The sequence below is a fragment of the Psychrobacter sp. AOP5-GZ1-6 genome (assembly GCF_052376345.1).
Taxonomy (GTDB): Bacteria; Pseudomonadota; Gammaproteobacteria; order Pseudomonadales; family Moraxellaceae; genus Psychrobacter.
Window position 1 is genome coordinate 1 of the sequence record NZ_JBQSVP010000102.1, and the last position, 11,569, is coordinate 11,569.

The 11,569-nt window shown below is 42.4% G+C and carries 10 protein-coding genes; 2 read left to right on the forward strand and 8 right to left on the reverse strand.

The features are described from left to right. The first annotated feature begins 480 nt into the window (after nucleotides 1-480). Nucleotides 481-1,716, forward strand: a complete 1,236-nt coding sequence (locus tag ACT3RN_RS11730; protein WP_192520238.1) for a beta-ketoacyl-ACP synthase II — start codon at nucleotides 481-483, stop codon at nucleotides 1,714-1,716. Between the two features lie 3 nt (nucleotides 1,717-1,719). Further along, nucleotides 1,720-3,438, forward strand: coding sequence for an anthranilate synthase component I family protein (locus ACT3RN_RS11735; RefSeq protein WP_192520239.1), 1,719 nt, complete (start codon nucleotides 1,720-1,722; stop codon nucleotides 3,436-3,438). A 260-nt stretch (nucleotides 3,439-3,698) separates the two neighbouring features. On the opposite strand, the gene ACT3RN_RS11740 is transcribed toward ACT3RN_RS11735, so the two are convergent. The 8 genes from ACT3RN_RS11740 to ACT3RN_RS11775 all read right to left on the reverse strand — a co-directional run bounded on the left by ACT3RN_RS11740 (nucleotide 3,699) and on the right by ACT3RN_RS11775 (nucleotide 11,554). Then, nucleotides 3,699-4,304, reverse strand: a complete 606-nt coding sequence (locus ACT3RN_RS11740; protein ID WP_318779549.1) for a prolyl hydroxylase family protein — start codon at nucleotides 4,302-4,304, stop codon at nucleotides 3,699-3,701. Beyond that, complete coding sequence (hisC, locus tag ACT3RN_RS11745) at nucleotides 4,305-5,414, reverse strand: histidinol-phosphate transaminase (protein WP_192520240.1); 1,110 nt, start codon at nucleotides 5,412-5,414, stop codon at nucleotides 4,305-4,307. It abuts the gene before it with no gap. 96 nt (nucleotides 5,415-5,510) lie between these two features. Beyond that, nucleotides 5,511-6,806, reverse strand: coding sequence for a histidinol dehydrogenase (hisD, locus tag ACT3RN_RS11750; protein ID WP_192520241.1), 1,296 nt, complete (start codon nucleotides 6,804-6,806; stop codon nucleotides 5,511-5,513). A 237-nt stretch (nucleotides 6,807-7,043) separates the two neighbouring features. Then, the gene (gene hisG / locus ACT3RN_RS11755) at nucleotides 7,044-7,739 is read right to left on the reverse strand and encodes an ATP phosphoribosyltransferase (RefSeq protein ID WP_192520242.1); all 696 of its coding nucleotides are present in this window, start codon (nucleotides 7,737-7,739) and stop codon (nucleotides 7,044-7,046) included. A gap of 129 nt (nucleotides 7,740-7,868) precedes the next feature. Beyond that, nucleotides 7,869-9,137, reverse strand: coding sequence for a UDP-N-acetylglucosamine 1-carboxyvinyltransferase (gene murA / locus ACT3RN_RS11760; RefSeq protein WP_442062619.1), 1,269 nt, complete (start codon nucleotides 9,135-9,137; stop codon nucleotides 7,869-7,871). A 79-nt stretch (nucleotides 9,138-9,216) separates the two neighbouring features. Then, a complete protein-coding gene (locus tag ACT3RN_RS11765) occupies nucleotides 9,217-9,462 on the reverse strand; it encodes a BolA/IbaG family iron-sulfur metabolism protein (RefSeq protein WP_192519908.1) in 246 nt (81 codons plus the stop codon). A gap of 267 nt (nucleotides 9,463-9,729) precedes the next feature. Next, nucleotides 9,730-10,209: a hypothetical protein gene (locus tag ACT3RN_RS11770; RefSeq protein ID WP_442062621.1), complete on the reverse strand. Its 480-nt coding sequence runs from the start codon at nucleotides 10,207-10,209 to the stop codon at nucleotides 9,730-9,732. A 340-nt stretch (nucleotides 10,210-10,549) separates the two neighbouring features. After that, a complete protein-coding gene (locus ACT3RN_RS11775) occupies nucleotides 10,550-11,554 on the reverse strand; it encodes an alpha/beta hydrolase (protein ID WP_192519906.1) in 1,005 nt (334 codons plus the stop codon). Between the last annotated feature and the right edge of the window lie 15 nt (nucleotides 11,555-11,569).

Sequence of the window (11,569 nt, forward strand, 5' to 3'; positions counted from 1 at the left end):
ATCTTTGATAAATACGTCGATGACTGCCCTCTTCATATTACCTTTTATGGGTTTAAGTTATAGATAGCCTTTAATATTCAACAACGCTATTTTGTGGTTATTTTGCACTTGCACAAAGATTTTGGGCGCTTGATACGTTATGATATGCCATAATTCACAGTACAGTTGTACTCGGATTTATAAAATCCCTTTTAAACAGTACATCTAGACAATACCTATAGGCAACATCTATAGACAATGTATCGTTTAGTTGTGACAGCTATTATAGCTGCAACAAAAGCATTTGATATTCAAAAATATATTTTCTCTAACACACTGTTTTGACACATTGTGGTTATGAGGGAGTGGTACGCTTGAAATCAAATAATAGAAGTAAACATTTAAAAACGATTATTAGCAGTACTTTAATTATTGGTACTTCATTAAAAATAACTTATTAAAAGTAATCATCAAAAAATCGTTACTTATAAGGAATAGAATATGCGCCGCGTTGTTATCACTGGAGCAGGGATTGTCTCTTGTATCGGACATGATTTAGCCACAGTTACTGACTCTTTGAAGCAAGGACAGTCTGGCATTACGCTTAATGACTCTTATGCTGAGCATGAGTTCAAGTCACAGGTCAGTGGTAGTATTGATAAATCAATACTAGATACCTCTGCTATCGACCGCAAGCTCAAAAGGTTTTTTAGTGATGCCAGTCTCTATGCTTATGTTAGTGCGTTAGATGCTATCAAACAATCTGGATTGACGCTTGATGTCATTGGCCAAAACCCACGTGTCGGAGTGGTAGCAAGCTCTGGTGGCGCTTCAACAGAAAATATTGTCAATGCGGTAGATGCCATGCGCGAAAAAGGCTTACGCGGTGTTGGTGCCATGGCAGTGCCTAAAACCATGGGCAGTTCAGTGTCGGCAGCCCTAGCAACAGGACTTAAAATACATGGGGTTTCTTACTCTTTGTCCTCTGCTTGTGCGACTTCAACGCACTGTATCGGTCATGCTGCTGAGCTGATTCAGCTAGGCAAAGCAGATGTCGTTTTAGCAGGTGGTAGTGAAGCTGAGCATTGGACCCAGTCATGCATGTTTGATGCAATGGGCGCGATGAGTACACAATATAATGATACGCCTAAACAGTCTTCACGCGCATATGACAAAGACCGTGATGGTTTTGTGATTGCAGCTGGTGGCGCAATGGTGGTGGTCGAGAGCTTGGAGCATGCGCAAGCACGCGGTGCCAATATCCTCGCGGAAATCGTTGGTTATGGTGCTAGCTCTGATGGTGCTGAGATGGTTGCGCCAAGCGGTGAAGGCGCGGTACGCTGTATGCAGCAGGCCTTGGCCGAAGCTGGATTAGACAGCGTGGACTATATTAATACTCACGGTACCAGCACGCCACTAGGTGACATCACTGAGCTTAAAGCGATTGCGAAAGCATTTGGTGATGATGTCAGTAAAATCCCTGCTATCAGCTCAACCAAATCTATGACTGGTCACAGCTTAGGTGCAGTTGGCGCACAAGAATTAATCTATTGCTTATTGATGCTACAAGAAGGCTTTATCGCACCAAGTATCAATATTGAAGAGCTAGACCCTGCCGCTGAAGGCTTTGATATCGTCAATCAAATGCGTGAAACGAAGCTTGAGACACTGATGAGCAACAGCTTTGGTTTTGGTGGCACCAACGCCACACTAATCATCAAAAAGTTCGACGCGTAACCGATGCACGTAGAAAACCACAAGACTACTAAGCAGACCGATTCTGCCCTATCGCCAGCTACTAACCCTAGCTGGCGTTTTGGTGATCTGCCTGCTGCAGAATTAATGCCGCATTTACAGCGCTATCTAATAGCACAAGAGTCTAGAGCAAACTGGCAGTTGGTTTGGCTAAACAACGATGGACGGCCTGTCATTGGCCTACTCCCCAAAGTAAGCTGGTCTATTTATTTTAATACTGCTGATAACCAGTCACCTGATACACAATTGGCTACTTATAAAGTGATTCGGCATTGCCGTGATGCAGGTACGAATGAAGCTCAATCTATAACAGCGAAAGCTATAAGCTACGCTGATTGGCAAGATGAGTTGATACAGTATAGTGAGGCTTATGCACCTGAGCTTAGCAATACCATTCATGATGAAAAGCCCTCAACTATAGCCAATATCACTCCATACTATCATCATGGCCTAATAGGGTTTATCGGCTATGATATGTCGGCTTTTGAGCTCAGTCCAGCTGCCAACATTGAACTCGCAGCACAGCCTTGTGCAGTATTGGGTCATTACGATATTTATCTATCACCTAAAAAAAACAGCAAAACCGGTTGGCAGTTAACCGTCAATACCATTACTAATCACTCAGATAAAACCATTAACGATGAGTTGAGTAATAAAGCTGTTATAGCGCTTATCTCATATTTAGACGGACTAGATAAAAAACTGTCTGATAAATCTATCGATAACGATGGCTCTGAGTCATCAGAACCTACTCCTTTAATATTACAAGCACGCTGGAGCAAGTCTGATTATCAACAAGCATTTGACCGCACTCAAGACTACCTAAAGCAAGGCGACTGCTATCAAATCAATCTAACGCAAGAATGGCGTGGTCAGCTCTCTCATAAAACAAGTAATATCCAATCAACATCAAATCTGATTGATTATTTGCCCATGCTATATCGTAATACGCAGGCGCCCTTTGCAGGGTATCTATCGATTAATGGAACAGATGATAGTCTAAACGCTTCTAATATATCTACAAATTCGTTTGAACTGTTGAGCTGCTCACCTGAGCTGTTTTTTACCTTCAAAAAAGATGCTAGCACTGGCAAACATCACATCATCACTAAACCTATCAAAGGGACGCTACCTCGAGGAGTAAGCGCTAAACAAGACTCAGCATTAAAACAACAGCTAACCAATAGTGAAAAAGATCGTGCTGAAAACGTGATGATTGTTGATTTATTACGTAATGATTTGGGTAAATATGCCAGAACTGGTAGCGTAAAAGTACCACAGCTATTTACTATTGAAAGCTTTAGCAATGTACATCACATGGTTAGCACCATCACCGCAGAGCTCAAAGAAAACACTCATCCGTTGGCAGTGTTATTCGGTAGTTTGCCTGCTGGTTCTATCACTGGCACACCCAAAAAGCGCGCTGTCGAGATTATATCCGAACTAGAGACCACACCACGTGGCGCTTACTGTGGCACTCTAGGTTATATGAATTTTGATGGTAGTGGCCAATGGAATGTACTGATTCGTACGTTGCAAGCCAACGCTTTATCACATAGTGATTTGGAGAAAGAAAAACAAGTCAGCTTGTGGGCTGGTGGTGGTATCACTATCGCCTCTAACTGCGATGCCGAATACCAAGAATGTTTAGATAAAGTGGGCAATTTACTATCAGTGCTTGCCCAAGAAAGTCTGAGCAAATAGAACTATAGTCAAAGAACTACTAAATGGCTACAGCGTTACCCTCCCTAAATGTACTACTTGTACAATCTTCGGCCGGCTGCCTTGTATCCACTTTAGACTTCTTTGACTATAGGTATAATTTTAAGAAGTAAATAAAAATAAAGCCTGCTCAACACAATGTTGGCAGGCTTTATTTTTACTAATCAGTATCAATATAGCAAGGACGATTCGTCAATCAGCAGTAACATCCGTATCCGCATGTAATGCTTTTAAGGCATCTATTAAAGACATATTGCTCGATACATGACATCTGTTCGTAATACATATTTAACACCCGATATCACTGGTGCACCTTCATGGAACTGTTGATGTGCAAACAGTAATGCTTGGCCTTTTTTCGGTGTAACAACATAGTTAGGTGTATCGTTATTATACCAACCACCTTGCCATTGATAAAATTTTGTCTCACCACCTTCGAAGTCGTCATTCAAATAAAATAATAGCGTTAAGAAGCTTTTATGAAACTTATCTTGCTCATAAGCACCATCAAAGTGTGGTCTGAACGTTTGGCCTTCGCCATAACGATAGTAACGAAAACGCTCATTCAGCCCAGACAACTCCCATAAACCCTCATCCCACGTTTTTGGTAAATAACACGCCACTTGGTCAAAGAGATTTTTTGCTAAGTCAGCATCATCAAATATGATACGGTCATTATTTCGGACGCTCGTATCTGTTCGAAACTGGTCATTGCCGACCGTAATTTGTGCTTGCTCATACTGCTGCATTTCACTTTTTTCGATGAGTTGCTCGCAGTAAAGATCATTAAAAATATGATCAATAGTACAAATCAATGGTCGATTACGAATTATATTCAAATTTTTCACTTAAGTACTCATAGCTCGCAGCGCAGTCAGTGCACTGATTAAACGCTCATGCTGCTCTGCTGTACCAACGGTAATACGCAAGTACTCATTGATTCGCGGCTTATCAAAATGACGGACGATGATTCCTTGCTCACGTAACGCACTGGCCACAGCACTGGCATCACCATCATTTGGACGGGCAAATACAAAGTTGGCATGTGACGGTAGCACTTGATAATCCAAGGCTGTTAGCTCCGCTGTTAGTGACTCACGCAGATCAATAACTTGCTGACGCGTTTGCTCAAAATATTCAACATCCAAGACACTCGCCGTCGCACCAGCTTGTGCTAACTTATCTAGTGGATAGCTATTAAAGCTGTTTTTCATACGTGTCAACGCTTCAATCAATGACGCATTAGCAAAGGCCATACCCACACGCAACCCTGCAAGCGAGCGTGACTTAGAAAAAGTCTGGGTGACCAATAGATTGTCAAACTCATTGATAAGGCTAATGGCAGATACTGAACCTTCTTCAGTCTGAGCAAAATCAATGTAGGCCTCATCAATAACGATGACGGCATTGGAGTGCTCGTTAGCCAATTTTCTGATATCAGCAAGCGACATTAACAACCCTGTAGGTGCGTTCGGATTGGCGATGATAATACCACTACAAGGCTGACGGTACGCGTCTGGACTAATGCTAAAATCAGCTTCTAGCGCGATTTGCACCAGCTCAATACCAAAGGTATGCGCATACACAGGATAAAAGCTATAACTAATGTCAGGTGCTAAAACAGGGCGCTCTTTTAGGAAAAAGCTTGCAAATACAAGAGCCAACACTTCGTCTGAACCGTTACCTACAAACACTTGATTAAGATCAAGGTCATAAAAATCAGCCAAAGCCTTTCGCAAATCCTCAGATTCAGGCGCTGGATACAAACGCAAGTCATCCGCCTGCTTTGTCAATACTTTAGCGATCGCCTGTCCTACTTTTGGAGAAGGTGGAAACGGATTTTCATTAGTATTCAGTTTGCATAAGTTGTCATGTTGCGGCTGTTCGCCTGGTGTATAAGGCGACAAATTACGTGCTTTAGATGACCACAGTCTGGTGTCTATCTTTAGTTCACTCATAAGTTATCCTATTATTATCCATTTTAATAACTTTAAAACCTCTAAAAATAATAATGCACTATCAATTTATCACATTAGTATCTTCAGTACAGACAGCTACTGATAACGATAGCGTGCTGAACGAGCATGGGCGTCCAAATCTTCACGTTGTGCTAAGATATCTGCTGTTTTGGCCAGTGGCTTACTACCACTTTCACTACAATAAATGATGGATGACTTTTTCTGAAAGTCATACACACCAAGTGGCGAAGAGAATCTTGCTGTACCCGAGGTTGGCAATACATGGTTCGGTCCTGCACAATAATCACCAATGGCTTCTGGTGTATGGCGGCCCATAAAAATAGCGCCCGCATGACGTATATTACCCAATAAAACATCTGGCTCATCAACAGACAGCTCTAAATGCTCAGGTGCAACTCGATTAATTACTGCAGCACCTTCGGCACGGTCTTTAACTAGAATAAGTGCGCCACGATTTTGTAGCGAATCACGAGCGATATCAGCCTTTGGCAACTCTGCCAATGCTTTGTCGATTTCAGCGGCAACTTCAGCTAATTGCTGTTCACTGGTCGTCACAAAAATGGCTTGGGCAATACTGTCATGCTCTGCTTGTGATAACAGATCCATAGCCAGCCAATCAGCGCGATCTTGCGCCTCGCCTTCTGCATAGACCAATACTTCAGATGGGCCTGCGATCATGTCGATACCCACTTGCCCAAACACTGCTCGTTTGGCGGCAGCCACATATTTGTTACCAGGCCCTGTTACTTTATCAACAGCAGGAATCGTTTCTGTACCGTAAGCCAAAGCTGCTACTGCTTGCGCGCCACCAATGGTAAAGACGCGATCTACTTTTGCTAAATGAGCTGCAGCCAATACCAGTGGATTTAGTATGCCTTTCGGTGCTGGTACTACCATGATGACTTCGGCAACGCCAGCTACTTTAGCAGGGATAGCATTCATCAATACCGATGACGGATACGATGCTAGGCCGCCTGGTACATAAATACCCACACGATCAAGTGGTGTGACTTTTTGACCAAGACGATTGCCTAGCTCATCTTCATACTGCCATGTTTCTTGCACTTGACGTTCATGAAATGTCTGTACCCGTGTGGCCGCAGTGGTGAGAGCCTCACGTACATCATCATCCAAGTTTTCAAATGCTTCAGCCAACACTTCTTTAGACAACTCTAACGACTCCATCGTGGTCGCTGGATGCTGATCAAACTGCTGAGTCAAAGCCAATACCACACTGTCGCCATCCGCGCGTACCTGCGCGATAATATCATCGACAGTCTTCAACAAATCGGCATCATTGACAGTTTCAAATGCAAGTAACTCTGTCAATTGACTATCAAAATCGGCATCTTGGGTACTTAATTGGCGCATAACTTAATCCTATATCTGAGCATAAAATGCGGCTAAAAATTAACGATGCAAAAATAAAGCATATTCAACATTTATCATCACTTTAATGACTAACGTAATCACGAGTATACTGAATTTTTATATGCTAACAAGCAAACACAACAAAACCAGTTTAGCATGCTATGTCTACCATAGAGCGCTAAACTGGTTTAAAAATTTGTATAACAATGCTTAATATTACCAATGAATACCACTGGCTTATGAAGCACTAGCAATACTACTTTTAAAGCTGTCTAAAATCGGTTCAAGTAGCGCAAACTTACGTTTATAGCTGACTTGATTGACGATAAGGCGAGATGAGACATAACAAATGTGATCACGCGCCTCTAGCCCATTGGCGCGTAAAGTATTACCAGTATCGACAACATCGACAATCAAGTCACCCAAACCGACTAACGGAGCAAGCTCCATCGATCCATATAGTTTAATCACATCCACTTGCTGACCTTGACTGGCAAAATAAGCACGTGCCACATTGACATATTTGGTCGCAATACGTAGGCGACGATTCGGTAATACGACATCTTTGACACCAGCTGTCATCAGCTTACACTGAGCAATCTGCAAATCTAGCAGCTCGTACACATGATTGGCACCATGCTCAAGCAATACATCTTTACCCGCCACACCAAAGTCTGCCGCACCGTGCTCTACATAGGTCGGCACATCGCTAGCACGTAAAATCAATACGCGGACATTTGGGTTCGATGTTGGAAAAATAAGTTTGCGCGAAGCTTCAGGGTCTTCTAGCAGCTCCACACCAGCTGCACGTAGCAACGGCATGGTTTCTTCTAAAATACGACCTTTTGATAAGGCCAGTGTTAACCCCGAAAACTCATCATTTACTTCATTTAATATACCGCTAGATGGTAATGCTTTGGTAGCTTCAGTCATAATGACATCGTGTCCATGTACAGTTGGCATCCTCATTAAGAGGATTTTTAAATTTTATAACGCTAAACGTTTTGTTTTATGATATCACTAATAAAAACAACTCACACCATGGGAATGAATCAGTCAATATTAATCATTAGTATTGATACGTTCAATATTCACACCAAGCGCACGCAGTTTGTTTTCTACGTCTTCGTAGCCACGGTCGATATGATAAATACGGTCAATTAAACTCTCGCCTTCAGCAGTGGCTGCTGCCATAACCAATGACATAGAAGCACGTAAATCCGTTGCCATGACTGGCGCAGCAGTAAAGTTTTCGACACCTTTTACCACAGCGGTATGACCATCTACTTGAATTGAAGCACCTAAACGATTGAGCTCTGGTACATGCATATAGCGATTTTCAAAGATGTTTTCGATAAACGTACTGGTACCATCGGCAAGACAACTAATCGCCATCAACTGTGCTTGCATATCGGTCGGAAAGCCTGGATGCGGTTGAGTACGAATATCCACCGCCTTGGGACGTCCGCTCATTTGCGCACGAATCCAGTCGTCACCAGTAGTAATCACAGCCCCCATATCTTCAAACTTTTCTAATACTGGGGTTAATAGTAACGCAGAGGTTTTTTTGGCCAACACATCACCGCGAGTCATTAACGCACCAGCAAGATAAGATCCTGTCTCGATACGATCGGGCACGACTGAATACTCACAGCCATGCAAGCGCTCAACCCCTTCAATGATCATGGTCGCTGTACCAATACCGCTAATTTTCGCGCCCATGGCGACCAGCATGTTGGCCAAATCGACCACTTCTGGCTCTAGTGCACAGTTACCCAAAACAGTGGTGCCTTTAGCAAGTGCTGCGGCCATGATGACGTTTTCGGTACCACCAACGGTCACCATATCAAACGAGAATTTACAGCCAATCAGCTTGCCACCTTTTGGCGCTTGCGCTTTTACGTAGCCGTTTTCTACACTAATTTCAGCACCCATCGCTTCAAATGCTTTTAGATGTTGATCAACAGGACGAGAGCCAATAGCACAACCACCAGGTAACGACACTTCTGCTTCACCAAAACGTGCCAGTAATGGGCCTAATACTAAAATAGAGGCACGCATGGTTTTGACCAAATCATACGGCGCATAAAAGTTATCGATGCTTTTGGTATCACAGGTGACAGTGTCGCCCTGTTTTTCGATATTGATGCCCATGCCAGCGATCAACTTAATCAACGTTCGTACATCTTGCAGGGACGGCACATTGTGCAGTGTCGTCGGGGTCTCTGCTAATATCATCGCGGCCAACAATGGCAAAGCGGCATTTTTGGCGCCAGAGATAGTAACTTCCCCTGCGATACGACTACTACCTGTGATTAAGAACTGATCCATAAAAGTGACAACCTAGCTGTGAGTGTGAAAAATATAAATAATTGAAAGTCATAATAAAAAAACTAAGACAATATAAAGCTTAGCCTTTTTGCTGAGTTTCCCATTCAGCAGGTGTCAATGCTTGAATATTAAGCGCATGAATATCACCACTGGCAATTTTATCGTTTACTAACGCATAAATCGCTTGTTGACGTTGGACGGCACGTTTGCCTTCAAAACTGGCATCAACCACACGCACATCAAACTTATTGCCTTGATTGGCTGCTTGAATAAAAGCGTCTGGAAAGTGAGTCTGTAAAAATGCAATCAAATCGTCAGCGTTCATGCTCATAAAATATCCTGTCTTATATAAATGGGTATTATTTGAATGGCAACATTATAACAAGAGTTTGAACATCTTACAGCACTGTCTGTGTATAAGCGCACATGACATATACATATCATCAATTTTACATAGACTGGATATAATATCAGGCGCTTTCAGTCTACTGTCGCGCATCGACTATAAGCACTGATTATAAGTAGCACTGCCCAAACAGTCATCGTAATGGTTGCTTGGACGATAAAAGAGGCTAAATGATATACCAAAATTTTAACGTCTTTCCATTTGAGTAACTCGCCTTATGGTACGTTTTTCTATCACGGTATCTGACTGACTCGCCAAGCTAAACTTAACATCAGATTGACTCAAGCTCTCTGGAATCTCAAGCTGTATGACGACTCTCGTCTTCATATTGCATCGTTCTGGTGTGCACCAATCTTGATTAACACCTTTTTCGATAATGTCATCCCATTTAATATCATAATCGTATTTTTTATTGACCTGCTCTAACTTTGGCACTATAACCTTGCTTAAATAAACAGGACGATCATTCTCTTTGAGCGCATTATATTGACTCATCTCTGAATCAGTTAACGGTATATTAGCAATAGGTTTTGAGCCAGGATTTTTTTTAATGATAATATCAATTCCTGGAACAGGATCATTGCCACCGATGGCAAATGCTAATGAAGGTGCTGCTAACGTTAAGCTTAGTAGTGCAATTTTGAGTGGTCGCATAAATATAGTCATGATAATCGTCCTTTGGGCTCAGTGGGTGTTTCACCGCTTTAAACGTTGTCTTAGAACTTTTCGTTTTTACTATATATTCGATAATGTCTGTTTTCTATCATAAGGGAATAGCGCATTGAATTGACAGGTTTTTATTATAGTATTAATAAATTCAACCGTTTTAAAACCACTAAATGTATTAATGTGCTAATTGATGACACGCCCTACACAATAAAAATCCCCAACGAGCGCTATGCCAGTTGAGGATTTATTCTTTGATACTTAAGCAATATTACTTATAAACAGTGGTACTTGTAAATAGTGATACTAACCTTTTGTAGAGTTATAGTCAGAGAATGAGCTATTTCAGCTCTTTATCCAGATAAGTCAGCACTTGTGAGCGCACATCATTCAACCAACGCAGTGGTGGTGCCATCGCACCGATACTGGTCGCATGACTGGCACCTTCTATCTCACTGACCTCTACCCTTGCGCCATAATCTTTTAGCGCTTTTGTCATATTAATCGTATTTACGTCGTAGACAATCTTATCATTTTCAGCAGTCAATAATAGATAAGGCGGCTGCTCGCCTTTTAACTGTCTGTCGGGCATGACTTGATCAGGAGTCGCATCGGCAGGAAAAGCCGTGGCGCTATCAAACTGCCTAAAGTCATAGCTATAAGGACCCGCGATACCAACTACCGCTTTAATATCACTTGGCTTGATACCATAAGGTGCTAAAAAATCCTCGTTAGACACAGCTGCTACTACGTTAAATGCGCCCGATGATTGTCCCATGACAGCCATACGCTTAGAATCTGCATGTAATGTCTTAGCGTTGTCATGGCTCCATGCAATTGCTTTTGCCGTGTCTTCTACATAGTCAGGATATGGATGTTCGGGTGCCTTCCGATAGTTAATCACTGCGGTCACGTAGCCTGCTCGCGCTAGGCTCTTACCAACAAAAGCATATTGCTCTTTGGTACCGTTTTCCCACGAACCACCGTAGACAAAAACAACCATAGGATATGTATCTTCAATCACGTTTTGTGCTTTCATTGCTTGGGCTAGAGGTTTGGGATAATAAATATCCAAGTCTTGTAAAGGCTCATCGCCATAGAGAATATCTTTACTAACGCCCACGCCGCCACTTGAGGTAATGCCATTGACGACAGTTAGCGGTGATACTGCTTGTGCACTCTGTGTGGCTAATGCGATGCCACCTATGGCCAGTACTGCTGTCAGACCTAGGCTTGTGAATGTTGAAGCTTGTTTGTTTTGCTTATGAACATTATTTTCTATGTCATTGCTTCTTATATCATTGCTTGTGATGCTTTGTCGTGAACCTTTAGCCAAATCCTTCATTGCCAGTATCCCTAT

Coding starts and splice junctions, on each gene's coding strand:
- ACT3RN_RS11735 (WP_192520239.1), top strand. CDS start 1,720: ATGCACGTAGAAAACCACAAGACTACTAAGCAGACCGATTCTGCCCTA.
- hisG (WP_192520242.1), bottom strand. CDS start 7,739: ATGACTGAAGCTACCAAAGCATTACCATCTAGCGGTATATTAAATGAA.
- ACT3RN_RS11765 (WP_192519908.1), bottom strand. CDS start 9,462: ATGAACGCTGACGATTTGATTGCATTTTTACAGACTCACTTTCCAGAC.
- hisD (WP_192520241.1), bottom strand. CDS start 6,806: ATGCGCCAATTAAGTACCCAAGATGCCGATTTTGATAGTCAATTGACA.
- ACT3RN_RS11775 (WP_192519906.1), bottom strand. CDS start 11,554: ATGAAGGATTTGGCTAAAGGTTCACGACAAAGCATCACAAGCAATGAT.
- ACT3RN_RS11770 (WP_442062621.1), bottom strand. CDS start 10,209: ATGACTATATTTATGCGACCACTCAAAATTGCACTACTAAGCTTAACG.
- hisC (WP_192520240.1), bottom strand. CDS start 5,414: ATGAGTGAACTAAAGATAGACACCAGACTGTGGTCATCTAAAGCACGT.
- ACT3RN_RS11730 (WP_192520238.1), top strand. CDS start 481: ATGCGCCGCGTTGTTATCACTGGAGCAGGGATTGTCTCTTGTATCGGA.
- murA (WP_442062619.1), bottom strand. CDS start 9,137: ATGGATCAGTTCTTAATCACAGGTAGTAGTCGTATCGCAGGGGAAGTT.